The organism is Lysobacter soyae (assembly GCF_019551435.1).
Classification (GTDB): domain Bacteria; phylum Pseudomonadota; class Gammaproteobacteria; order Xanthomonadales; family Xanthomonadaceae; genus Solilutibacter; species Solilutibacter soyae.
Map to the genome: position 1 here is coordinate 2,001,644 of NZ_CP080544.1, position 23,710 is coordinate 2,025,353.

At 59.6% G+C, this 23,710-nt stretch carries 29 protein-coding genes and 1 other RNA gene; 17 read left to right on the top strand and 13 right to left on the bottom strand.

The genetic code is table 11. The features are described 5' to 3' along the window. Positions 1-5: 5 nt before the first annotated feature. From H8L67_RS09685 to H8L67_RS09700, 4 genes are read left to right on the top strand one after another with little or no spacing between them, the layout of a single operon-like run. Entirely contained in the window at positions 6-914 is a 909-nt protein-coding gene (locus tag H8L67_RS09685; RefSeq protein ID WP_434063402.1) for an ABC transporter ATP-binding protein, read from the top strand. Beyond that, positions 914-1,684 carry an ABC transporter permease gene (locus H8L67_RS09690; RefSeq protein ID WP_220379649.1) on the top strand — a complete coding sequence of 257 codons (771 nt, stop codon included), beginning with the start codon at positions 914-916 and terminating at the stop codon, positions 1,682-1,684. Before H8L67_RS09685 ends, H8L67_RS09690 begins: the two co-directional genes overlap by 1 nt. A gap of 24 nt (positions 1,685-1,708) precedes the next feature. After that, positions 1,709-2,845, top strand: coding sequence for a sensor histidine kinase (locus H8L67_RS09695; protein WP_220379650.1), 1,137 nt, complete (start codon positions 1,709-1,711; stop codon positions 2,843-2,845). Continuing rightward, positions 2,842-3,444: a response regulator transcription factor gene (locus tag H8L67_RS09700; RefSeq protein WP_220379651.1), complete on the top strand. Its 603-nt coding sequence runs from the start codon at positions 2,842-2,844 to the stop codon at positions 3,442-3,444. Before H8L67_RS09695 ends, H8L67_RS09700 begins: the two co-directional genes overlap by 4 nt. Before the next feature lie 7 nt (positions 3,445-3,451). On the opposite strand, the gene H8L67_RS09705 is transcribed toward H8L67_RS09700, so the two are convergent. From H8L67_RS09705 to H8L67_RS09735, 7 genes are read right to left on the bottom strand one after another with little or no spacing between them, the layout of a single operon-like run. Beyond that, positions 3,452-4,828, bottom strand: a complete 1,377-nt coding sequence (locus tag H8L67_RS09705) for a leucyl aminopeptidase family protein (protein ID WP_220379652.1) — start codon at positions 4,826-4,828, stop codon at positions 3,452-3,454. After that, positions 4,828-5,520 (bottom strand): HAD family hydrolase, encoded by a 693-nt coding sequence (locus tag H8L67_RS09710; protein WP_220379653.1) that lies wholly within the window; start codon positions 5,518-5,520, stop codon positions 4,828-4,830. The genes H8L67_RS09705 and H8L67_RS09710 overlap by 1 nt, the downstream gene beginning before the upstream one ends. A gap of 35 nt (positions 5,521-5,555) precedes the next feature. Next, complete coding sequence (locus tag H8L67_RS09715; RefSeq protein WP_255555967.1) at positions 5,556-6,686, bottom strand: AI-2E family transporter; 1,131 nt, start codon at positions 6,684-6,686, stop codon at positions 5,556-5,558. Further along, positions 6,686-7,096: a hypothetical protein gene (locus H8L67_RS09720; protein ID WP_220379654.1), complete on the bottom strand. Its 411-nt coding sequence runs from the start codon at positions 7,094-7,096 to the stop codon at positions 6,686-6,688. Before H8L67_RS09720 ends, H8L67_RS09715 begins: the two co-directional genes overlap by 1 nt. A gap of 11 nt (positions 7,097-7,107) precedes the next feature. Beyond that, the gene (locus H8L67_RS09725; RefSeq protein WP_220379655.1) at positions 7,108-7,647 is read right to left on the bottom strand and encodes a phage holin family protein; all 540 of its coding nucleotides are present in this window, start codon (positions 7,645-7,647) and stop codon (positions 7,108-7,110) included. Positions 7,648-7,653: 6 nt separating this feature from the next. Beyond that, a complete protein-coding gene (locus H8L67_RS09730) occupies positions 7,654-8,010 on the bottom strand; it encodes a hypothetical protein (RefSeq protein ID WP_220379656.1) in 357 nt (118 codons plus the stop codon). A gap of 35 nt (positions 8,011-8,045) precedes the next feature. Beyond that, entirely contained in the window at positions 8,046-9,461 is a 1,416-nt protein-coding gene (locus tag H8L67_RS09735) for a trypsin-like peptidase domain-containing protein (RefSeq protein WP_220379657.1), read from the bottom strand. Between the two features lie 322 nt (positions 9,462-9,783). Here H8L67_RS09735 and H8L67_RS09740 point away from each other — a divergent pair, with 322 nt between their 5' ends. From H8L67_RS09740 to H8L67_RS09750, 3 genes are all read left to right on the top strand, one after another. After that, positions 9,784-11,937 carry an adenosylcobalamin-dependent ribonucleoside-diphosphate reductase gene (locus H8L67_RS09740; protein WP_220379658.1) on the top strand — a complete coding sequence of 718 codons (2,154 nt, stop codon included), beginning with the start codon at positions 9,784-9,786 and terminating at the stop codon, positions 11,935-11,937. A gap of 119 nt (positions 11,938-12,056) precedes the next feature. Further along, on the top strand, positions 12,057-12,545 hold the full coding sequence (locus H8L67_RS09745; RefSeq protein WP_220379659.1) for a hypothetical protein: 489 nt from the start codon (positions 12,057-12,059) through the stop codon (positions 12,543-12,545). A 59-nt stretch (positions 12,546-12,604) separates the two neighbouring features. Continuing rightward, positions 12,605-13,396, top strand: coding sequence for a TSCPD domain-containing protein (locus H8L67_RS09750; protein ID WP_220379660.1), 792 nt, complete (start codon positions 12,605-12,607; stop codon positions 13,394-13,396). 34 nt (positions 13,397-13,430) lie between these two features. Here H8L67_RS09750 and H8L67_RS09755 read toward each other — a convergent pair whose 3' ends face one another. Further along, positions 13,431-13,790: a hypothetical protein gene (locus tag H8L67_RS09755; protein ID WP_220379661.1), complete on the bottom strand. Its 360-nt coding sequence runs from the start codon at positions 13,788-13,790 to the stop codon at positions 13,431-13,433. 50 nt (positions 13,791-13,840) lie between these two features. Between H8L67_RS09755 and H8L67_RS09760 the strand changes: the two genes are divergently transcribed. The 5 genes from H8L67_RS09760 to H8L67_RS09780 all read left to right on the top strand — a co-directional run bounded on the left by H8L67_RS09760 (position 13,841) and on the right by H8L67_RS09780 (position 16,204). Then, positions 13,841-14,212: an ArsR/SmtB family transcription factor gene (locus tag H8L67_RS09760; protein ID WP_220379662.1), complete on the top strand. Its 372-nt coding sequence runs from the start codon at positions 13,841-13,843 to the stop codon at positions 14,210-14,212. Next, the gene (locus tag H8L67_RS09765; protein WP_220379663.1) at positions 14,209-14,592 is read left to right on the top strand and encodes an arsenate reductase ArsC; all 384 of its coding nucleotides are present in this window, start codon (positions 14,209-14,211) and stop codon (positions 14,590-14,592) included. The genes H8L67_RS09760 and H8L67_RS09765 overlap by 4 nt, the downstream gene beginning before the upstream one ends. After that, complete coding sequence (locus tag H8L67_RS09770) at positions 14,592-15,266, top strand: aquaporin (RefSeq protein WP_220379664.1); 675 nt, start codon at positions 14,592-14,594, stop codon at positions 15,264-15,266. The genes H8L67_RS09765 and H8L67_RS09770 overlap by 1 nt, the downstream gene beginning before the upstream one ends. 89 nt (positions 15,267-15,355) lie before the next feature. Continuing rightward, a complete protein-coding gene (locus tag H8L67_RS09775) occupies positions 15,356-15,523 on the top strand; it encodes a hypothetical protein (RefSeq protein ID WP_220379665.1) in 168 nt (55 codons plus the stop codon). A 264-nt stretch (positions 15,524-15,787) separates the two neighbouring features. Continuing rightward, positions 15,788-16,204 (top strand): hypothetical protein, encoded by a 417-nt coding sequence (locus tag H8L67_RS09780; RefSeq protein ID WP_220379666.1) that lies wholly within the window; start codon positions 15,788-15,790, stop codon positions 16,202-16,204. A gap of 74 nt (positions 16,205-16,278) precedes the next feature. Here the strand turns inward: H8L67_RS09780 and H8L67_RS09785 are convergent, their stop codons facing one another. The 5 genes from H8L67_RS09785 to H8L67_RS09805 form a co-directional block, all read right to left on the bottom strand. Next, the gene (locus tag H8L67_RS09785; protein WP_220379667.1) at positions 16,279-17,511 is read right to left on the bottom strand and encodes an ABC transporter permease; all 1,233 of its coding nucleotides are present in this window, start codon (positions 17,509-17,511) and stop codon (positions 16,279-16,281) included. Beyond that, complete coding sequence (locus H8L67_RS09790; protein ID WP_220379668.1) at positions 17,508-18,245, bottom strand: ABC transporter ATP-binding protein; 738 nt, start codon at positions 18,243-18,245, stop codon at positions 17,508-17,510. The genes H8L67_RS09785 and H8L67_RS09790 overlap by 4 nt, the downstream gene beginning before the upstream one ends. After that, complete coding sequence (locus H8L67_RS09795) at positions 18,242-19,840, bottom strand: efflux RND transporter periplasmic adaptor subunit (protein ID WP_220379669.1); 1,599 nt, start codon at positions 19,838-19,840, stop codon at positions 18,242-18,244. The genes H8L67_RS09790 and H8L67_RS09795 overlap by 4 nt, the downstream gene beginning before the upstream one ends. A gap of 94 nt (positions 19,841-19,934) precedes the next feature. Next, entirely contained in the window at positions 19,935-21,257 is a 1,323-nt protein-coding gene (locus H8L67_RS09800) for an aminopeptidase P N-terminal domain-containing protein (protein ID WP_220379670.1), read from the bottom strand. Positions 21,258-21,259: 2 nt separating this feature from the next. Further along, positions 21,260-21,805, bottom strand: a complete 546-nt coding sequence (locus H8L67_RS09805) for a UPF0149 family protein (protein ID WP_220379671.1) — start codon at positions 21,803-21,805, stop codon at positions 21,260-21,262. A 59-nt stretch (positions 21,806-21,864) separates the two neighbouring features. Between H8L67_RS09805 and H8L67_RS09810 the strand changes: the two genes are divergently transcribed. From H8L67_RS09810 to H8L67_RS09830, 5 genes are all read left to right on the top strand, one after another. Next, on the top strand, positions 21,865-22,086 hold the full coding sequence (locus tag H8L67_RS09810) for a TIGR02449 family protein (RefSeq protein ID WP_220379672.1): 222 nt from the start codon (positions 21,865-21,867) through the stop codon (positions 22,084-22,086). Next, the gene (locus H8L67_RS09815) at positions 22,083-22,379 is read left to right on the top strand and encodes a cell division protein ZapA (protein WP_220379673.1); all 297 of its coding nucleotides are present in this window, start codon (positions 22,083-22,085) and stop codon (positions 22,377-22,379) included. The genes H8L67_RS09810 and H8L67_RS09815 overlap by 4 nt, the downstream gene beginning before the upstream one ends. 63 nt (positions 22,380-22,442) lie before the next feature. After that, a non-coding RNA gene (gene ssrS, locus H8L67_RS09820) (6S RNA) lies at positions 22,443-22,625 on the top strand. Between the two features lie 23 nt (positions 22,626-22,648). Then, a complete protein-coding gene (locus tag H8L67_RS09825; RefSeq protein ID WP_220379674.1) occupies positions 22,649-23,224 on the top strand; it encodes a 5-formyltetrahydrofolate cyclo-ligase in 576 nt (191 codons plus the stop codon). Between the two features lie 8 nt (positions 23,225-23,232). Further along, a complete protein-coding gene (locus tag H8L67_RS09830; RefSeq protein WP_220379675.1) occupies positions 23,233-23,709 on the top strand; it encodes an EVE domain-containing protein in 477 nt (158 codons plus the stop codon). Position 23,710: the final 1 nt, after the last annotated feature.

Below are 23,710 nucleotides of genomic sequence, written 5' to 3' on the forward strand. Positions count from 1 at the left end.
ACCGGATGGACATGGCAAGGCAATCGCTTGGCGGCTTGGAAAACGTCGTCAAGACCTATGGAAAAATTCGCGCACTCGATGGGCTGACGCTGGAATTGCGTGCGGGTGAAGTGCTGGCCGTCTTGGGCGCCAACGGTGCCGGCAAGAGCACCGCCATCGCCCAGTTGCTCGGCTTGAGTTTGCCCGATAGCGGACGCGCGGAATTGTTCGGTGAATCACCGCAAGCGTTGGTCGCACGCCGACAAGTCGGCGTGATGTTACAGAGCGCGGGCATCCCGCCGACGAATACGGTGCGCGAGCTGATTCACCTCACTTGCAGCTACTACGCCGATCCACTCGAGGTTGACGAAGCAGCACGCATGGCCGGTGTCGATGCTCTATTGAATCGTCGTTATGCCGCGTTGTCCGGTGGGCAACAACGTCGCGTGCAGTTCGCGCTGGCCATTTGCGGCCGTCCCAAACTGGTGTTTCTGGATGAGCCCACCACAGGCCTCGACATTGATGCGAGACAGTCGCTATGGCGTGCCATCCGTCAGCTGGTCGACAACGGCACCTCGGTCTTGCTGACGACGCATTATTTGGAAGAAGCCGAAGCCCTGGCCAATCGCATCGTCGTGGTGGATCACGGCAAAGTCCTGGCCGAAGGCACACCGCGCGAAATCGCCTCACGTGTGGCGCGCTCGCGCATCCGTTGCCTGTCGGCACTCGATGTGGAAACGGTCGCAGCATGGGCGGGGGTTGAATCGGCCGTGCGTGAAGGTGCGCGTCTGCAAATCGTTTGTGAAACACCTGAGGCGATTCTTCGCCGCTTACTCGACGCGGATGACGCGTTGTCCGGACTTGAGGTGAGTGCCACCGGCCTGGCCGAAGCATTTTTGGCGCTGACCCAAAACGACACTGAGGAGACCACTTGATGAACACCTTGCCGATGCACCATCGCACCCCTTCGCTTTCGCGCGCCTATTGGCTGGAGGCGAAATATGAGTTCCTGCGCATGGTGCGAACACCTGCCTATTCGATTCCGGTGCTCGCGTTTCCCTTGGTGTTCTATGTGATGTTCGGTGTGCTGATGCAGCATGGCGACAACGCAGCGGCATCACGCTACTTGCTGGCTTCATACGGTGTATTCGGCGCCATGGGCGCATCGCTATTCGGCTTCGGTGTGAGTGTGGCGATGGATCGCGAGCACGGTTGGCTGACACTGAAGCGGGCGCAACCGATGCCGCCCGGCGCCTATCTGGCCTCGAAGTTGGTGATGGCGGTGATTTTCACCGCGGTGATTTCGTTGTTGCTCACGGTGCTGGCGCTGCTCGTGGCACACGTGACGCTGATGCCGCGGCAAGCGCTCGGTCTGATCGCTGTGGACGCGTTGGGCGCCCTGCCCTACGGCGCGATCGGACTGTATATCGGCACCCGCATGAACGCACGCGGCGCGCCTGCCTTTGTCAATTTGGTCTATTTGCCGATGGCCTTCTTGTCCGGGCTGTGGATGCCTTTGCAGTTTCTGCCCGCAGCCATTCGCAGCTTGGCGCCGGTTTGGCCCGCATGGCACCACGCGCAACTCGCATTGGCGATTGCCGGCAGCCAGACTGAAGGTCTGGCATGGGTGCACGTTGCCTACATGCTGGTCGTCGCCGCAGTGTTTTCGCTCTTGGCGGCACGCAGGCTCCGTCGCGTCGGTTGAATCCGCATCCGTTAAAGTCGCCTCATGACCGAACGCTCACCCACTCGCGATACCGCCGCATCATGGCAGCGGTATCGGGACCCGGAACAAGGCTGGACCTACCTCTGGAACCTCGCCTATCTGGGGTTCCTGTTCGTGCCGGCCGTCCCTGCATTCACCGGTGATCCGCGGCTGCCGTTCGCTTGGGGGCCGACGCTGCTGTCGCTGCTGATATTCCTTCCCTTCTTCGTGCTCGGATTCTCGCGACGCGCATCGGGCGTGGCCGCGATCGTTTCGGTGGCCGGTATGATCGCCTTGGGTTGTGGATTGTTGCCTTGGAATGCGTTTTCCAACACCTACATCATTTATGCCGCAACGCTGATTGCGCATCAGCGCCTGTCACTCCTGTGGCGCTGGTTGTTGCTCGCCGCGGTGTTGGTGCTGTACACCGGATTGCTGCTCGCATTCCACGTGCCGGCATTTGTGGCGGCCATCACCGCGATGATTTCCATCGCCGCCTTCATCGGCAATCACTATCAAGCCGAGCGCGAGCGCAAGCGCGCCGAATTGCGGCTGTCGCATGATGAAGTCCGGCGGATTGCCGCGTTTGCCGAGCGCGAACGGATCGGTCGCGACTTGCATGATCTGCTCGGGCACACCTTGTCTGTGATTGCATTGAAAGCCGAGTTGGCCGGCCGACTGTTGTCGCAGGATCAAGCGGCAGCCAAAACGGAGATCGATGCGGTGGCACGGATCAGCCGCGACACCTTGGATGAAGTCCGGCGCGCCGTCAGCGGCATCCGCAACGCGGCGCTAGCGGCAGAACTGGCATCGGCGCGCGTGCTCATGGAGGCGGAAGGCACAAAGATGGACATCGACATGCAACCGCTTGCCTTGGCCGCGGAGACCGAGTCCGCCTTGGCGTTGGCGCTTCGCGAAGCGATGACCAATGTTCATCGGCATGCCGGCGCCACCCATGTGCGGATTTCGTTGTCGGCGGAAGATCGCCATGCGGTTTTGCGCATCAGCGACAACGGCCGCGGCGAGGGCATACGCCTAGGCAACGGACTCTCCGGAATGCAGGAGCGTTTGCGGGCAGTGGGCGGCGATCTCTCGATCGATGCGCAGCGCGGACGCGGCACCTGTATTGAAGCGCGCGCGCCGATGGCGGTCGACGCATGATTCGGGTCATGCTGGTTGAAGACCAAGCGATGGTGCGCGGCGCCTTGTCGGCACTGCTCAATTTGGAAGCCGACATTGAGGTGGTGGCGCAGGCGGAAGATGGTGAGTCTGCTTGGAAGATGCTGGCGGAGGTCAAGCCCGATGTCGTGGTCACCGATGTTGAGATGCCGCATTTGTCCGGTATCGAGTTGGCGCAGCGGATTCAACGCCATGAACTGCCGATCAGCGTGGTGATCGTGACCACCTTCGCACGCGCGGGTTTTCTTCGACGTGCATTGGATGCGGGCGTACGCGGTTATTTGCTGAAAGATGCGCCGTCGGCACAACTGGCCGACGCGCTGCGCAACGTGCACGCGGGTGGCCGCAGCATCGACGCGCAACTGGCGATGGAAGCTTGGGGCGAGGCCGATCCTTTGAATGATCGCGAACGCCAGGTGTTGCGCATGGCTGGAGAAGGCCAATCGGCAAGCGAGATCGCAACAGCGCTCAACTTGTCACAGGGCACCGTGCGCAACTATTTGTCCGAAGCGATCGGAAAGCTGGGTGTCGGCAACCGCATTGAAGCGCACCGTTTGGCGCGGCAAAAAGGCTGGCTTTGAGTCTGCTTCAAGACGCCGAATAGCGTGCCTGCAACATGGCGAACACCGCACGCAAACCCTGCGCTTCGCCACCTGCCGGACGGCCAGGCCGATCGGCATCGTTCCATGAGTACACATCGAAGTGCACCCAAGGAATGTCAGGTCTGACAAATTTCTGCAGATACAGCGCGGCCGTGACACTCCCTGCCATCGGCGTGGCACTGGCGTTGGCAAGGTCGGCCACTTTGCTATCGAGATAGCGGTAATACGACTGCCACAGCGGCATCCGCCACATCGGGTCGCGCACCGCCAGTGACGCACTTTGCAACTGTGCGGCCATGCCGTCGTCATTCGAATACAAAGCCGGCAAATCCGGACCCAAGGCCACCCGCGCCGCACCGGTCAAAGTGGCAAAATCGATGATCAAATCCGGCGTGTCATCGCAGGCGCGCGCCAATGCGTCGCAAAGCACCAGTCGGCCTTCGGCATCGGTGTTGTCGATTTCCACGCTGAGTCCCTTGCGCGTCACGACGACCTCACCGGGTCGCAACGCATTCGGCCCCACGGCATTTTCGACTGCGGCGATGAACAGGTTGAGCTGCACTGGCAACTTGCGCGCCATCACCCATCCGGCCAAGGCGAGTGCATGGGCCGCACCGCCCATGTCTTTTTTCATGTTGCGCATGCCAGCGGATGCTTTCAGATTCAATCCGCCGGTGTCGAAACAGACGCCTTTACCGACGATGCTGAGTTTGGGCGCGTCCGCAGCCCCCCACTTCAAATGAATCAATCGGGGCGCTCGATGGGAGGCGCGACCGACCGCGTGAATGGTGGGGAAGTTGTGCGCCAGCAAGTCGTCGCCTTCGATCACTTTGCAATGCGCGGCGTACTTCGCGGCGAATTCCTCGGCGATGGCTTGCAGATGCGCCGGCCCCATGTCTTCGGTGGGGGTGTTGACCCAATCACGTACTTGGCAACAAGCACGCGCGATATCTGCCATCTCGGCATCGATGGCATCGACGCACAGCTGCGCCGGCAAGCGTTTGGGCGCTTTGTAACGGGTGAATTGGTAGGCGCCGATTCGCCAACCCAATTGCAGCGCAGCGGCGGCCGTTTCGCTGATGAGCCCTTCCACCCGCCAAACGTTGGCAGGCAATTGCATTGGCAATGTGGCAAACGCCATCGGGTCTTCAAGATCCGCCGCAACCAAGACGGCGGCGAAGCTTCCGGTGTGCGTCGGGTAAACCCAAAGACCCACGGCATCGCTCTTCCATGCATGTACGTTGAGCCATTGCTGTTCGCTGTCGGTGCGCGCCTGTAACCAAGCCGGCAGGTCCGCCGGTTTGATGACATGCAACACACTGTCCACAGCTGCGTGGGTGATGACTGGTTCGAAAGCGTCCATCAGGCGTCCTTGGATCGAGCGCGGACGAAGGCGTCCGCGAAGTCTGCGAGTGAATCGAATTGATAATCGGCGACACCCGCCTGGCGGGGCGCCGGGTGGATCCAACACACCGGCATGCCCGCGGCTTGTGCGCCGTGCACGTCAGCGGCCAGGTCGTCTCCGATATGCAAGACATTCTCCGGCGCCTCCCCGAGCAGGCTGCAGGCGTGATGAAAAATGCGTGGGTCGGGCTTCGCCGCGCCGAACTCGCGCGCCCCGACGCGCGACACAAACAAATGCCCGATGCCGATCGCATCCAGATCGGCGTTGCCGTTGCTCAACGAACACAACGGCAGGTGCGCCGCCAATGTTTCGAGGGCTTCGCGCGCACCGGCATAAAACTCGATCTGATTGCGCACCATGAAAAACTGCGCATAAGCATCGGCTGCCAAAGCGACATCGGCGCCACTGTCTTTCAGCGCGCGCTCGATGGTCAGTTTGCGCAAGCGCGTCATGTCATGTGCCAGATCCGGATGCGCTTCCACCACTTGCTCGCGCAGGGTTTGCATTGCAGCAGGCGGAAACATGCGCGCTGTCTCAGCGCTATGCGTTTCAAACCAGGCATGCAAGGTCTGCTCGATACGCGCACCGATCGGTGCAAACGGCCAAAGCGTGTCGTCGAGGTCGAGGGTGATGGCGCGAATCGTTTGCACGGTTCGATTTTAGCCTGCCGGGCGACAAATGCCGATTATTCGAGCAAGCGCGCCCAACCTTCCATGCCCTCGATTTTGGACAGCACGATTTTGACGCAGGCGAGCAAAGGCACCGCCAGCAACAATCCCACGATGCCCCAACCGGAGCCGAAGACAAGCAGAGCCACCATCAAAATCAGCGGCGAGATGGCCAAACGCTTTCCGAGAATGAGCGGCGTGACAATCTGCCCTTCGAGCGTATGCAATGCCAAATAGATGCCCGCGGGTAACAACGCCGGCCACAACTGGTCTTCCTGCACGAAGCCCACGACCAACATCACCAAGACGCCGATGGCGGGGCCAAGATAAGGCGCGAAATTCAGCAGCGCGGCCATGGTTCCCCACAGCAGCGTTTCTTGCAGATTCATCCCGGCGATGAAATAAAGACCCAAAGCAATCGCGAAACCCATCGCCAGATTGATGGCGCTGATGGTCAGCACATAGCGCGACATCTCGCGTTCTATCGCCTGCAAGATTTCGACGGTCAACTTTTTCCTGCGCCAACCGGGCAGCAGGTCGATGGCGTGTCTTTGCAGATTTTCTCCGAAGATCATGAAGAACAGGGTCAGCAAAATCACCGAGAACACCTGGGTCAAATGCTTGGGCGTAGTTGCCAGCGAAATGACTTTGTCTTCTTCGGAAGTCGCTTTGACCACCATCGGCTTTTGCGCCGTGGTCGCGGTGCTACCGGCCGCTTGTGCAATGTTCTCGGCGACGCGGTTGGCATCTTGCACCGGTTTGATCAAGGTCTTGATCTTCGGGGTCAGCTTCGACACTTGCTTGGGTACGTCATGCGCCCATTCTTTGGCGGGCTCGATTAATTGCGCGACCAGCACACCGGTGAGCGTCAAGCCGCCAGCCACCACCAAGATCGCCGCCAACGCACGCGGCAGATAGAGCTTGCGTAAAGCGCGGATGATCGGATTGCCGATCAGTGAAAGAAATATGGCAAGCAATACCGGCAGGATGACGCTTTGCGCCAGCCACGCGACTGCACCGACGGCAATCGTCGCGAGAACCAACACCGCCATCGAGGCGCGCGGCCTGGGTTGTTCTACCGCCTCCTCGGATTCGATGGTCACCTGCGCTTCGCGGATCAGGCCCTCTTCCGGAACGATCGGATCCATTAAATGAGCCCTGCTTTGCGCAGCTTTTCGTGCGTTTCCGCTTTCAATGCGTCATCCGCCACCGGAGCGACTTGCGCCGGAAACTCGCCCGCGCCGGCCGGTACGTTTTGTTCAACACGGTTTGCCGCGTTCTTGGCGTCTATCGCCGCACCCTTTGCCGTACCACTGGCAAACAAGCCACCCACGGCGGTCAGCATGTTGACGATGCTGCTGGCCTTGCTTTTGCTCACCGGCTCGATGCGGCCGAACACATAGCCCGAGGCCAGACCGGCAACGATGATGCGTCCGGGCGTCCACGCATCACGCCACGATTGTTTGAACACACGCCAATCGGAGGCAACGACGCGCTCGTTCGCCTCCAAGGCCTTTTCGGCTTGGTCAACCTTCTCTTTCAGATGCGAAAAACCCATGCCCAAGCCCCCTATGGTTGCGTGATGTCGATACCTTGTGCGTCTTTCACCGGTGCGCCGTCGGCCGCGGCGGGCTTCAGATTTTCAACCGCGTCTTTGCTCGACACTGCCGAGCCCGGATCCGGGGTCCGATCCGCCAGTTCGCCGATACCCAAACGGGCAAGCTGACGACGGGTCGCCTTCATCCGCGTGTGTTCGAAATAGCGACTACCTAGCAAGCCCGCCAGGAGTGCCAAAACCAGTGCCACCAGACCGAGCATCAACATCGCCACCGCGAGTGAGAGTCCGTGTGATTGCACCAACCAAGCGACCAACGCGCCCATCAACATCAACACCGCTGCGGCGCCGACCGACACCGCAACGCCGAGCAACGCCAGCGTCCGACCCAGGGCACTGCGTGCCAATGAAACATCGGCGGCAAGCAATGTCCGCATGGCCTTGCTCGCATCATTGAATGCGGCAAAGCCCGACGCGCCTGCGCTCTTGATCTCCTTGAACGCGGTAAGGAGATCAGGCGCAGGCCCGTCGCTGTTACGCGCCCCTTCGTCCACGCCGGATTACTTGTCTTTGCCCATGCCGGCAACCTTGGAGATTGCCCAACCTGCTGCAAACGCGATACCGAAAGCGGTCAACGGACGCTCACGAATCAGTTCCGCGGCGCTGTCTACCACGTCGCGACCCTTTTCCATCAACACGTCCATTTGTTCTTTGGCGGCCGCACCCATGTTTTCCGCTGCGGCGATACCGGACAAGGCACCATCGGCCAACTCCGCTTTGGTATTGGCTTTACCGAGCTTGAGCTCATCCACCGCCACGCCGGCGGCACTCTTGATGCTTTCACCGGCGGCAACAGCCGCATTCTTCAAGTGGCTACCGGTTTCGCCGAGATTGTCTTTCAGTCCTTGCGTGCTCATGCTGCTCTCCGAAGTTAACGAATGTGTTAGAGGGTTCAACGAATCAACAATTCACCTTGCGTGCCGTTGCGCCAGACACGGAAGACAAGATTCGACGGGGGATTGCTAAAACCGGCGCGGAAACTGGCCAAATCATTGAAGGGCCCGTTGCTGCCGGCCAGCACCACATCGCCGGCACGAAGCCCGGCCAGTGCCGCACGCGAGCGCGGCGCAACGGCGGTCACGATGATGCCGCTGGCACCTTCGCGGCGCAGACTCTCGGGCAACTCACCGAAGGTGACACCGTCCAGGCGCGGATCCAAACTTGCGCCATCGCGCGGTTGTTCTTTCAAGCCGGCACTGAGCTTCATGGCGTTGCCATTGCGAATCACATCCAAGCTCAAGGTGGCGTTGGCCATTTGCAGACCTTGGATGTTGCGCAGATCGTCGCTATTGGTGATTGCCTGACCATTGGCAGCGGTAATCACATCACCGACGCGCAATCCGCTCGATTCCGCCGAGGAACCGGCATACACGCGCGTGACGCGCGCACCGTTGGGCGAGCTCAATCCCAAGCGACGGGCATCGGCCTCACTCAAATCCGCGGTATCAATGCCCAAGGTGCCACGCTTCACCACACCTTTATTGGTGATGAGCTGTTGCATCACGTTGCGCGCGAGACTGGTGGGAATGGCGAAGCCCAAACCGATGTTGCCCGCCATCGAGCCGCGCGGATTGAAACTCGCGGTATTGATGCCGACCAATTGACCTTGCAAATTCACCAACGCGCCACCGGAATTACCGGGGTTGATAGAGGCGTCGGTTTGAATAAAGTTCTGATAGCCCATGCCCGGGATATTGCTGCGACCGACGGCCGACACAATGCCCGAGGTCACGGTTTGCCCGACACCGAACGGGTTGCCCACAGCCACCACAAAGTCACCCACGCGCAGTTGGCTGCTGTCTGCCATCGGCAAGGCAGTGAGCTTTTCGGCGGGAATGCGCATGACCGCCACATCGGTGTCCGGATCGGAACCCACCGGCGATGCTTTTAGCGTCCGTCCGTCGCTGAGCGTGACCGAGACGTCGTCGGCGTTTTCGATCACGTGATGATTGGTGAGGATGTAACCCTTCTCGGCATCGATGATGACGCCCGAACCCAAGGACTCGTTGATGCGCTCCTGGGTCAGCTCGGGGAACATCCGTCGCAACATCGGATCATTCCCGAACGGGCTGACGCTGACCCGCTGCTTGGTATGCACGCTGACCACGCTCGGCAACACACGCTCCAACATCGGTGCAAGTGAGGGCAAAGCTTGCCCGTTGACCATTGCCGGCAGCGTGGTCGCCGCGCCGACCGGCATGGCCTCGGCATGCGCCTGTTGCTCGACGCCTTCCCGGATCGCGGTCGCGGCAAAGCCTCCGAACGCAGCTGCCGCGGCCAAAACCAGCAAAGTGGGTGTTTTACGCATCAATTTGCAATCTCCTCTCTATGGCCATTCTTGTCTGGATGCCGGTGGCTGCAACGTGAACACGGCTGTTGTTCAGCGCATTTGTTCAGCCAACTGCTGCGCCGCACCACGGATCGAGAAAACTGAATAGGGAAAATCTACGGCGATTTGATGAACAAAAAAGAAACGTTGACAGGCTGGGAACGGTGGACTAATTTTTGCTGCCAAGAGAACACAACATGTTGTGGTTCGTTCTGGGGAGAATCCCAATTGTTGGGGTTGAGCGCCAAATCTGTGACAGCGGTCCTTGATGCCGCTTCCGTTCTTAGCAGGAGTTTTATAGATGAGTAATGCCCGCCTCGAAGCCGTGCGAAACGACCACTCAAGTGACCGCGTGGACATGCAACCGGCTTCGGTCGACATCTGGGACAAAAAATATCGTCTGAAGTCGAAGCAAGGCGAAAACATCGACGCCGACATGGACGCGACCTATGCGCGTGTTGCCAAGGCGCTGGCGGAAGCCGAACCGGATCAAGCCAAGCGTGACTACTGGGCGGAACGTTTCACCTGGGCATTGCGCCGTGGCGCCATTCCGGCAGGCCGCATCACCTCGAATGCCGGTGCGCTTGAACACAAGCCGGCCACCAGCACGATCAACTGCACCGTCTCGGGCACCATTCCCGATTCGATGGACGGCATCCTCGAGCGCGTCCACGAAGCCGGCCTCACCCTGAAAGCGGGCTGCGGTATCGGCTACGAGTTCAGCACCTTGCGTCCCAAGGGGGCGTTCGTGGCCGGCGCCGGCGCCTACACCAGCGGGCCGCTGTCGTTCATGGATATCTACGACAAGATGTGTTTCACGGTGTCGTCGGCCGGTGGCCGTCGCGGCGCGCAGATGGGCACCTTCGATGTCTCTCACCCTGACGTGCGCGATTTCATTCGCGCCAAACGCGAAGACGGCCGGTTGCGTCAGTTCAATCTGTCGCTGCTGATCACCGACGGTTTCATGCAAGCGGTCGAAGCCGACGCCGAATGGCCGTTGGTGTTCCCGCTGTCGAAAAAAGAAATCGGCGAGGTCAACATCGACGACGCCAAGCAAATCGTCTGGCGTGATTGGCCGACCACGGAAGGCTACGTGACACGCGACGACGGCATGGTTGCCTGCCGCATTTACGGCCACATCAAGGCACGTCATTTGTGGGACATGATCATGGTCTCCACCTATGACTTCGCCGAACCGGGCTTCATCCTGATCGACAAGGTCAACGAGATGAACAACAACTGGTGGTGCGAAAACATCCGCGCGACCAATCCCTGCGGTGAGCAACCTTTGCCGGCTTACGGCGCCTGTTTGCTCGGCTCGGTCAACCTCACCAAATTCGTCCGCGACGCGTTCAGCGATCAGGCCAGCTTCGACTGGTCGGAATACCGCGAAGTCGTGCGTGTCTTCACCCGCATGCTCGACAACGTTGTGGAAGTGAACGGCTTGCCGCTGCAAAAGCAACGCGATGAAATCATGCGCAAGCGTCGTCACGGCATGGGCTTCCTCGGCCTCGGAAGCACCATGACGATGCTGCAAATGAAATACGGCTCGAAGGAATCCTGCGAGTTCACCGAACGCATCGCCCGAGAAATGGCGATTGCGGGCTGGGAAGTGGCATTGGAACTGGCTGAAGAAAAAGGCCCGGCCCCGATCATGGAAGAACGCTTCGAAGTGACGGCGGAAATGCTGCGCAAGCGTCCGGAAATGGCAAAGGACGGCTGGAGCATCGGTCAGGAAATCCCGGGCAAGGTGTTGCACGCCAAGTATTCGCGCTACATGCAGCGCGTTGCCGAAGTTGCCCCGGAGTTGGTGGACGCCTTGGCCGAACACGGCGCACGCTTCACCCATCACAGCTCGATCGCACCGACCGGCACCATCTCGCTGTCCTTGGCAAACAACGCCTCCAACGGGATCGAACCCTCCTTTGCTCATCACTACAGCCGCAACGTGATTCGTGAAGGCAAGAAGTCGAAGGAAAAGGTCGACGTCTTCTCGTTCGAACTGTTGGCTTACCGCGCACTGGTCAACGCCGAGGCGATGCCCTACGCCGAGAACGCGTCGGCGCAGCTGCCGGACTACTTCATTTCGGCCGACGACATCACCCCCAAAGAACACGTGGACGTGCAGGCGGCTGCGCAAAAGTGGGTGGACTCGTCGATTTCGAAGACGGCCAACGTGCCGACCGATTACCCGTTCGAAGATTTCAAGGACATCTATCGCTACGCCTACGCCCAGGGGCTGAAGGGGTGCACCACTTTCCGCTTCAACCCGGCTGCGTTCCAAGGTGTGCTGGTGAAGGAAAAAGACCTTGAAAACACCACGTATCGTTTCGAATTGGAGGACGGCTCGACCATCGAAGTGAAGGGCAACGAGGAGATCGAATACGACGGCGAAATGCATTCCGCCGCCAACCTTTTCGACGCGCTCAAGGAAGGCTATTACGGCAAGTTCTGAATGATGTCGAACGGCGCGACTCGTTCATCACAATGAATTGAGTCGCGACTCGGTATAGGATTTCTGCATGCGCAGTGGTTTCGGTTGCGCATACCTCTACCCGACATCAGGAGCAATGTATGGCAACGAAGAAAGCAACCAAAAAGAAAACCACCACGCTGGCCAAGCGCGCGAGCAAAGTCGCCGACAAGGTCGCCAACGAAGCCAGCAAGATGGGCAAGATGATTGCGGCCGAATCCGAATCCACGTTGGCCAAAGCCAAGCGCGTGGTGAAGAAGGCCACCAAGGCCGTCGGCAAGAAAACGGCCGCTGTGAAGAAAGCCGCCACCAAGCAAGTCAGCAAGACCAAGAGTGCCTTGGCTTCGGCCAGCGCCAATGCCAAGGCGGAAGCCGCAGCACTGAAGCGCAAGGGCGCGGGCAAAAAAGCCGCGACCAAGAAGGCAGTGAAGAAAGTCGCGAAGAAAGCGACCGCGAAAAAAGCCGTTGTGAAAAAAGCCGCGGCGAAGAAGGCACCGGCACGCAAGACCGCCACCAAGAAAGTGGTGGCCAAGAAAGCCACTGCCAAGCGCGTCGTGAAAAAAGCGGCAAAGAAAGTCACAAAGAAATAAGCAGTACCGGGCGCCCGTGATCCGGGCGCCCTTCCACCCAAACAAGGACTCGAAGCATCATGGCCGTCAAGATTGAAAAGAAGATCAAGGGATATTCCGTAGTCACGCCCGAAGACAAGGCGCGCGAGGCGGCACCTTCGGTCATGGCGGACAGTGTGTCCTTGGAGGATCTCGTCGCCGTGACGCCGAAGGCCGACGTCATCCAGATGCACGAGCGCATCGAGCGTCCGGAAGTGTTGATCGGCAGCACCTACAAAGTGAAATCGCCGCTGGTCGAGCACGCCATGTATGTAACGATCAACGACATCGTGTTGAACGCCGGGACCGAACACGAAATGCGTCGTCCGTTTGAGGTGTTCATCAACTCGAAGTCGATGGAACACTTCCAGTGGATCGTCGCCCTCACCCGCATCATGTCGGCTGTGTTCCGCAAGGGCGGCGACGTCACCTTCATCGTCGACGAAATGAAGGCGGTGTTCGACCCGAAGGGCGGTTACTACAAATCCGGCGGCGTCTATATGCCTTCATTGGTGGCCGAGCTCGGCTCCATCGTGGAAGACCATCTCAAGACCATCGGCATGCTGCACGATCCGGAAATGAGCGAGCACCAGTTGGCCCTCATTGCCGAAAAGCGCCGCGCCTATGAAGAGCAAACGGTAAAAAAAAACCCTGAGCTGATCGCGTCGCAGGCAAACGCCAGCGAAACGCGTCCGGAAGATATCGCTGTGACCGGCGACGGCACGTCGTTTCCGCCGAGCGCCACGATGTGTCACAAATGCCACACCAAAGCGATCGTGATCATGGACGGCTGTGCCACCTGTTTGAATTGCGGCTACAGCAAGTGCGGTTGAAATCTGCAGCGCTACACGAGCGATTCTGATTGCCTCAGAATCGCTTGCGTAATTGAACGACGAGCACGAACAACGCGCAGGCACCGACCAACAACTTCAAGTGCTGGGTGTTTGACGGGAAGATCAGCACGAATCCGCGGCCTTTGATCAGTGCGGAGAAGCTGGAAACGCAAAACGGCATCGCGAACAAGCGAGCCGTTTGCCACGACCAAAATCGCTTCATGCCACCGACACTCAGCAACAGCGCGAATCCGATGATTGCGCTGATACCCAATGAGTTCAGCCAGATGGACCGGGTCGCGTCGAAGTACAGGTAAACGACGCCCAGATACCAAATCAGGTAGCAACACAGGACCGTGGTGGCAAAGTCCATGCGGGAAAGTTTCGAGCCCATGTTCTTCCGGTTCAGTTGACGCGATTATTTGTTTCCATAATACTGGAAATATGAAACTATCGGACGCACTTGCCGGATTGGCGGCGCTGGGACACGAAACCCGTCTCCGCGCCTTTCGGGATCTCGTAGCCGCAGGTACCGAAGGTAGAACGGTTGGCAATCTACGGGAAAGGCTAAACGTACCCGCCGCCACGCTGACTGCACACCTCAACGTGCTTCGCCATGCAGGCTTGGTATCGGATAGCCGCGAAGGACGCTCCATCCACGTCACTGCGAATTACAAAGCGATGAACCAGTTGATCGATTACTTGACGGAAAATTGCTGCGAAGGCAGCGGCGGGTGCGGACCCGCGCCGGTGTGCCCGTCGCCGAAGGCGAAGAAAACGAAAGTGCATGCGCAATTCAGAGGAGCTGTGAAGTGAAGCGCGTACTCTTTGTCTGTGTCGAAAACGCCAATCGCAGCCAAATGGCAGAAGCGTTCGGTCATCTCTTCGGCGGTGACGATGTGCAAGTACTCAGCGCGGGTTCCAAACCTTCCGGGGTGATCAACCCGAAAGCGATCCAGTACATGGCCGAGCTGGGTGTCGACCTGTCGAATCAGGCGTCGAAATCCCTGGACGACATTGACGGGACATTCGATGCCGTCGTCACCATGGGTTGTGGCGACAAGTGTCCGTGGATTCCCGCCAAACGCAGGGAGGACTGGGCATTGCCCGACCCGAAACATCTGGATGACGATGACTATCGCGCTATCCGCGATGAAATCGGCGCGCGGGTCAAGTCACTCTTGTCCAGCCTCTGATGTCGCTGCTACGCAAACTCGCGGCCGAACTCCTCGGCACGATGCTGCTGCTGTCCTGCGTGGTCGGCTCCGGGATCATGGGCACGCAGTTGTCGCAAGGGAACGACGCCATCGCCTTATTGGCGAACGCGGGTGCCACAGCCGGTATTTTGTACTTGCTGATTACCGTGTTGGGTCCGGTCTCGGGCGCACACTTCAATCCCGCTGTCACCTTGGTGATGCGTTTGCGCGGCGACTTGGGGACGAAGGAATCCGCAAGCTATGTCGCCGCGCAACTGATTGGCGCAATGGCCGGGGTGATGCTCGCGCATGCGATGTTTGATCAACACTTGGTACAGATCGGCACCCGCGTCAGAACCGGTCCGGCGCAATGGCTAAGTGAGGGCATCGCCACTTTCGGTTTGGTGCTGACGATCGTGCTCGGACTGCGTTTTCGCCAAAGTGCCATTCCCGCTTTGGTGGCAAGCTACATCTTTGCGGCCTATTGGTTCACGGCAAGCACCTCGTTCGCCAATCCCGCTGTGACGGTTGCCAGAGCGCTAACCAAGAGTTTTGCCGGCATTAGACCGGATGATGTATTGGCCTTCGTTGCGGCCCAATGCGCGGGTGCGCTGCTGGCATGGGTCGCATCTAGCCTACTTTTGGACAGCGAAACGCGTCGCGAGACGGTCTAGTTTTCGTCTGCCACTGCCGTCTGCGATCGCGTGCCCGCCATCGCCTGCCACACACCGTCACGCAACATGGGCATGCGATCAGTTTCTACGTGCGTCCCCCCGCCGCAGGAAAACGATTCCTTCCGACACGCCAGCGAAAAGACCAAGGCTTGTTGGCGCAATACTGGTCGGGACAGGGCGATAACTACGCGTTTGTCAGCCGCGATTCTGCGTTTGATGCCGGCCTGGTTTCGCAGGCACGTCGACGCGCGATTTGAATCCGGCCATGGAACGGTCAGAATTTCTGGCTGCGTTCAATATCGATTCATGAAAAAAGAAGGGGCGCGCGAACTTTTCGCGCAATGGCTGAATGCGAAAAACTGTCGGGATTGGCCGAGGTTTTTGCCAATTGAATCGCTTGGATTCCGTGCCGCGCTGCCACAACTTGTGATCGCGGGTGTTAGCGTTTTGTTCCGCGAAAAGGGAATCGATTCAGGATCTTACGTGCAGGGTGGAGCGTACTTTCCAACGGAGGCATCTCCATGACGCAACTCAAAACACCTCTCGCCGTTTCCATCGCTTTGGCCGCCATGATCATCGCCCCCGCTTCCATGGCACAAACCAAAGGCAAGGCAAGCGCAGCCGTGAAAGCCACGCCGGCTGTACCGGCCATTCCTGCAACGCCGGCCGTCCCCGCTACGCCGGCCGCCAACGCGGGCATGGACAGCAATGTTTCGACCCCGGTTGGCGATGCCAGCGTCGGTGTGAATGGCGCCACCCCGGCAATCCCGGCAACGCCGGCTGTACCGGCAACCCCCGCCATGGGTGCCGAAGGCGCACCGCCGGCTGAGTCCGCACCGATGACCGGCGCGCCGGATGCCAGCATGAGTGGCAGCGCTGAGGCCGATGTCAAAGCCGACACCGGCAGCAAGAAGAAAAAATCCAAGAAGTCGCATTGAGCGAACGGCTTGACCGCAAAAGCCCCGGGCATTGCTGCCCGGGGCTTTTGTTTGCCGGCTGGCAACACCGTGACTTACTGTGATCGAAGCGCTTCGATCGGATCGAGCAAGGATGCTTTGCGTGCCGGGTAATAGCCGAAGAACAAGCCGGTGGCCATGGAGAACGCGGCGGCCAACAGAATCACATTGAGATTGAGTGCCACTGGCAATTCACTGAACTTGGACACCAACAGCGAACCGCCGGCGCCCAAAGCGATACCGATCACCCCACCGATCAACGAGATCAACATGGCTTCGGCCAAAAACTGCCGGCGAATGTCACTCGGACCTGCGCCCACCGACATCCGCAAACCGATCTCGCGAATCCGCTCGGTGACCGAGACCAGCATGATGTTCATGATCCCGATGCCGCCGATGATGAGGCAGATACCGGCAACGGCACCCAAGAGTTTCGACATCAGGTTGGTGGTCTGTGTGCGTGTCGCAACAATCTGACTGATATTGCGCACGGCAAAGTCGTCATCGGCACCGGGTTCGATCTTGTGCCGCTGTCGCAGCAAACCTTCGATTTGTGATTGCGCGGCATCCAGATTCTTCGGACTGTCCACGCCCACACTGATTTGCTGCACGGCACCTGGCGGCATGTTGTTGGACGTGCTGAGTCGACGCCGCGCGGTTTCCAGCGGCACCACCACCAAATCGTCCTGATCTTGCCCGAAGCCGCCTTGGCCTTTGGGATCCAAGGTGCCCACCACGGTGAACGGCACGCGTCCCAATCGAATGGATTGACCGATACCGTCGTCGTCACCGAACAGGGCCTGGCGCACGGTCTCGCCAAGAATCACTTGTTTGCCGGCGCTGGTGTAGTCACGCGTGTCGAATCCCTCACCGTTTTTGATTGTCCAGCCGTTGATCGAAAACCAATCGGCTTCCACGCCCTGCCATGAGGTCGCCGCATTGCTTTCGCCGTTGACGACTTGGGTGCTGCCACGCAATGAACCGCTGACATATTGCGCTTCCGGTATTTCCTGACGAATGGCGTCGGCATCACCGTCATTCAACGTCCAGCGGCTCCCCTGGGCAACACGTGCGCCACCGCCCATGCCGCCGGCGCTGCCGATGTCCAGACGTTGCGAGCCAAGGCCGGACACAAGTTTGTCGATCTCTTGTTGGGTGCCCTGCCCGATAGAGACCATGACGATGACCGCGGCGATCCCGATAATGACCCCCAAGGAGGTGAGCGCGCTGCGCATCCAGTTGCCGCGCAATGCATTGAGCGCAGTGCGCAAGATATCCATCAAGCTCATGCGTGACCTCCCGCCGGTACGGACATCTCCGGCATGACTTCACCTTCGTGCAGTTCGCCATCGCGCATGACGTAGGTGCGATGCGCATGCGCGGCCACATGCGCATCATGGGTAATGAGGATCACGGTGTGGTCATCGTCACTCAAGCGGTTGAACAGCGCGAGAATTTCTTCGCCGGTTTTACTATCCAGTGCACCGGTGGGTTCATCTGCCAGCAGAATCGGCGGCGCATTGATGAGCGCCCGTGCAATCGCCACGCGCTGTTGCTGACCACCGGAGAGCTCGTTCGGCCGGTGACCGCTGCGCTCAGCCAAACCGACCGACGCCAGTGCTGCCAGCGCGCGCTCGTGTCGTTCGCCATGCGGTACGCGCGTATAGGACATCGGCATGGCGACGTTTTCCAATGCGCTCATCCGCGACAGCAAATTGAAGCCTTGGAACACGAAGCCGATCTTGTCCCGACGCAATTCCGCCAAGGCTTCGGCATCCAGTGTCGAGACATCCACGCCGTCACATTCGTAGGTGCCGTGCGTGGGTGTGTCCAAGCAACCGATCAAGTTCATCAGGGTGGATTTGCCTGAACCAGACGGCCCCATGATGGCGACGAATTCCCCGCGGCGAATGGTGAGATCGACACCGCGCAAAGCAATTACTTCCGCCGCCGTGCCCGGTGAGTAGATTTTCTGCAAGCCGCGCGTTTGAATCACCGCCGGGTTGCTTGGCGCATCACTCACTTCTTGGCGTCCTTGTCGGCACTGCCGGCGGTTTGCTGGCCGGTGATCGCAAGGTCGCCCTCTTTGATGTTGCCGCTGACTTGCGTATAGCTGCCGTCACTCGAGCCGACGCGGACCATCACCCGCTTTTGCTTGCCGTCGACCAGCAAGTAGAGCGGTGCACGCTTCGCCGACAACATATCGTTGATGGCCGCATCCCATTTGCTTTGCTGCATGGCATCCAGCGTGGTGCGAAACTCACCGAACTGCTGTTGGAAGCGCTCACGCATGCGATTGCGCATTTGCGCCATCTGCGCGGAGTTGCCACCGCTCTGACCACCGCTGCGCTGGCCACCGCCGGGCACGCCGCCAAACAAACGGCTACCGCCCTGACCCTGCCCACCGGCAGCCGATGCCTGTTGCGAGAATTGCTTGCGCATCTGCTCGGCGCGTTCTTTCATTTGCGCCATTGCCGCATCGAATGCCGATTGCTGTGTGGCGTTCAATTGCAGGTTCTTGGCAACGCGCGCAAGCTCCTCGGTGTTGCCCATGCCACCGCGCCCGCCTTGGCGATTGGCGCCCGATGCCGCTTCGCCTTGTTGCTTCTCCATCGCCGCCAATTCTTCATCCGACGGCTTGTAACGGAAGGCCGCGTTGGCCACGCGCAACACATTCGGTTGATTGCTGACTTCGATTTCCGCGTTGACGGTCAGACCCGGCAACAACGTCCCGTCGGTGTTGTCGACGGTCACGATCACGGGATAGGTCACGACATTGTTGGTGGTGGTCGAGGCCATTTGTACCTGTTGCACCGTGCCCTTGAATTGGCGATTCGGAAACGCGTCCGCAGTGAAGCTGACGTTCTGACCTTCCTTGACTTGGCCGATGTCGGATTCGTCCACCAACAGCTGGATTTTCATTTTCGAAAGATCTTCGGCGATGGTGAAGAGTTCGGGGGCAGTCATGCTGGCGGCCACGGTTTGACCGGGCTCGATCTTCCGGGTGAGCACAACGCCGTCCACCGGCGAACGGATGACGGTGCGATCCAGATTCACCCGCGTGCTACGCGTCGAAGCGGTTTGCTGGCGGATTTGTGCTTGCGCAGAGTTCACTTGTGCACGCGCTTGCTCCATCGCGGCGCGCGATTGATCGACATCCGCCTTCGAAATCATTTGCTGCTTGCCTAACGCAACGTTGCGCTCATACAGCTTTGCCGCATTGGCATAGGTCGCCTGCGCCTGGGCAAGTTGTGCATTGGCGCTGGCGATCTGTGCGTTGCCCGCCTCGATTTGCGCTTCGTAGGTCGAAGGATCGATGCGCGCGAGAATATCGCCCTTGCGCACTTTGTCGTTGAAGTCGACCAGGATGTCGGTGATTTGACCCGAGATCTGGCTGCCCACGGTGACCGTGGAAATCGCCGACAGCGTTCCGGTCGAAGAAATCGACACGCGAATGTCGCCGCGATCGATGGCTTGGGTGCGGAAGCCCGTACCGGCACTGTCGGCGCTGCGACCCTTCCACCACCACACGCCGCCGGCGAGCAAGGCAACGACCACCACGACGGGCAGCCAAGGGAAAGAACGGCGGTTACGGGGCTTGTCGAGTTTTGCGGCCATGACGGGTGTTCGGAGGGAGACTCTAGGTAAACGCACCCCGGCCAAGGCGGTTGACCTGAATCCGCGGACAGACGTTCAACCGGCGGGGCTGCGCTCAGCCTGCCTGCATGAAGGCTTCAATTTCGTCGGCACTGCGAGCCAGACCGTCGGTGAGCACCCGGTGTCCGTCGCGCGTAATCAGGACGTCATCTTCGATGCGGATCCCGATGCCCCGCCATTTCGCATCGACCTGCAGATCATCCGGGCGGACATAGAGACCGGGTTCGACGGTCAAGACCATCCCAGGCTCGAGGATTCGGGACTCACCATCGAGTTGGTAATCGCCCACATCATGCACGTCGAGGCCCAACCAATGACCGGTCTTGTGCGGATAAAAGCGCCGGTAACTTTCGTCAGCAAGGTTCTTTTTCAAACTGCCGGAAAGCAGACCCAACGTGAGCAAGCCCTCACACAAGACTTCCACAGCACGCTCATGGATGCCCGACCAAGGCTGACCCGGCCGTGCGCAATCAATCGCTTCGCGCTGTGCCTGCAAGACGCAATCGTGCAGCGCACGTTGTGGCGCCGAGAAGCGCCCACTCACCGGAAAGGTGCGCGAGATATCCGCCGCATAGCCGCGATACTCTGCGCCGGCATCAATCAAGATCAACTCACCGGCCTTGGTTTTGGCCTGATTCGCGACGTAGTGCAGCACACAGGCATTGGCGCCCGCGCCGACAATGGGTGAGTAAGCCGACAACGCATCGTGCTGGCGAAACGTGTACTCCAAGGCCGCTTGCAGTTCGTATTCGTGAATGCCCGGCTTGGCGGCGCGCATCGCTGCGCGGTGTGCCTGCACGCTGATATCGGCTGCACGCTGCATCAGTTTCAATTCGTCCGCGCTTTTCAACAGGCGCATTTCATCGAGCAGATGACCGAGCTCGAGAAATTCCTGTGGCGAACCGGTGCGCATATGCAGCTGACGTTTGACGCGATTCAACCAAGACAGCAGTTGCATGTCGAAATCGGTATCGCGCCCCAAGTGATAGTGCACGCGGGACCGGCCTTCGAGCATGCCGGGCAAAATTTCGTCGATGTCGTCAATCGGAAACGCATCATCGAAACCAAAGGTCTCGACGGCGCCCTCCGGCCCCGCGCGCGGACCATCCCATGCCTCACGCAGCGGGTCCCGTTCGCGGCAAAACAAAACGCTTTCGCCATGTGCGCGGCCGGGAATCAGCACCAACACGGCGCGCGGCTCGGCAAATCCCGAGAGGTACCAAAGATCGGAATCCGGGCGGTAGGGATAGTGCGTATCGCGACTGCGAATGCGCTCAGGGGCGGCCGGCAATATCGCAATGCCGTCGTCGCCCATCAAGTCCATCAATTGCCGACGCCGCTTGGCATAGCTGCGCATGGGCAAGGGTGCGCGCCACATGATCAGTGCAGACGGTTGCGATGTTGCTGTGCCAGCGCGCAATCCCCGTGCAGCAACAGCGCCGCGACGCGCACGAATTCTTCAATCTCGGTGAAGGCCGCCTCATCTTCCTCGTCGCCCTCGGGCTCGGCAGTGGCCGTCGCCAATTGCGCAAGATCTTCCAAAGCCTCTTCGCCATCGGCGCTGAGCTTCGGTTGCGCGCCGGCCGCCAAGCCGAACGCACCGAGAAAATGGCGACACCAATCAAAAAGCGCGCCACTGCGAATTTCCAAACTGGCGTCTTCATCCGGCATCAGCAACTCAAACCCGAGGCTCGAATCCTGCATTTGCGCGAAGGTCGCCTTGCCCAAGGCCTCGAGCGCCGACCCTTCCACCACATCCGCCAGCGCCGGATCAGCCAAAACATCCGCGACCCAGCGACGATTGATCTGTCCGCCTCCGGCAATCCAACCGGCCAAGGCGCCATGGAGTTCCCAAGGTTGCGTCGCCAGTTCGAGTTCTCGCAGTTCGGCGGCAAGGTCGGCCACTTCGGGAAGGCGTTCGGACATAGGTGTTTTCGTGGTTCAAAACGTGAGTGTAGCAATGCGTGCGTGGTATCGTTTGATGCATGAACAACGCTCCCGCACTGCTGCGCCTGCAGGCGCTTTCCACCCGTATCGACGCGCTTCTGGCGTCGGTCCACCGACTTGAACAGGAAAACCGTAGCCTGCGCGCCGAACAACAACAACTGCGTGATGAGCGCACGGATTTGAAAGCGCGCAGTGACCAAGCCAAGGCGCGCGTGGAAGCCCTGATCCTGCGGTTGCGGATGCTGGAGGATCGCGTATGAGCAACGAAGTCGTCACCTTGAATGTCTTGGATCGCGAATACACGATCGGTTGCCCGCCCGAACAGCGCGAGCATCTGATTGAAGCCGCGCGTTTTCTGGACGCCCGCATGCGCGACATCCGCAGCCACGCACGCAACGCCAGCCTGGATCAGGTCGCGGTCTTGGCCGCTCTCAACATCACGCATGAATACCATCAGTTGCAACGCGACGGCAGTTCCAACGCGGCGCTCGATGAAGCCATTGATGCACTGGAAGGGAAACTGTCGAAGTTCGGCGACCAAAGTTTGTTCTGAACCGGCGCCTACCGCGGGTGAATGCGCTGCCCATAACGAGCCGACTTCGATATAATCAAACTGCATCTGCTGCCATGCCCGACAGCAAGCGCAAACATTCGCCTTGTTCCTTAATAACGACATTGGGAATGTAATCGAAGCGGGCGTGCAAGCCTGCCACGTGCGGGAAGCCCGAAGCCTCGAAAGCCTGCCCACTTGAACCTCGGGTTCAAGGTCGTTTCGCAAGCATCGGCATGGCGGGGATGTACTCCATCCTTCACAATAGCGGCATGTCTTCGTCCGCTATTGAATTACGCAAACACATGCGGGACGCGCGCAGAGCGCTGCCGCCTGATACACGTTTGCGGGCCGCCAACGGCGTCGCCGAACAACTCCTGCAACTGCCCTTTGCACCGCAGCGCGGTTACGTGGCCGGGTACTGGGCCGTAGACGGCGAAATGCCGTTGCATGCCTGGCAATTGCAATTGCCTGCCGAATGCATCTGGTGCCTGCCCGTGCTCGACGATGCGAGCGGCACGCTGAAATTTGTGCCTTGGCGTGTCGGCGACGACACCGCCCCGAATAAATTCGGCATCCCCGAACCGGTATTCAGTGCCTCCGCACTGCTCGGCGCAGCGGACATGGCCTTCGTTGCCATGCCATTGACGGCATTTGATGCGAACGCCCACCGCATCGGTATGGGCGGCGGCTGGTATGACCGCACTTTGGGCGCGCTCAGTGCGCAAGCGAGGCCCCGGTCGGTCGGCGTCGGCTATGAGATTCAACGCGTGGATGCCATCGAACCGCAGCCTTGGGATATTCGTTGTGATGCCATCTGCACCGAATCCCGTTCCTATTTCCCTTGAGTACCCGCATGCGCCAACGCAAACACCATTGGTTGATGAAGTCCGAACCTGACGCGTTCTCGATTTCCGATCTTGAACGCGTGCCTACCGAACCGTGGTCCGGTGTGCGCAATTACCAAGCGCGCAATTTCATGCGGCAGATGCAACCGGGCGATGAAGTGTTTTTCTATCACTCGAACACCGACGTCCCCGGCATCTACGGCATCGCCGAAGTGGCCTCCCTACCCTATCCGGATCCCACCCAATTCGAACGCGATTCGCATTACTTCGATCCCAAAGCCACACCGGAACAACCGCGCTGGGACTTGGTGGATGTGCGCTTCGTGCGACACTTCAAGACGCCCGTCACACTGGCGGCCATGAAGGCGATCAAGGACGATCTTGGCGAAGGCTTCGCCCTGACGCAAAACGGCTCACGCCTGTCGGTCATGCCGGTGACACCGGCGCAATGGAAACGCATCCTGAAACTCGAAGCACAAGGTTGAG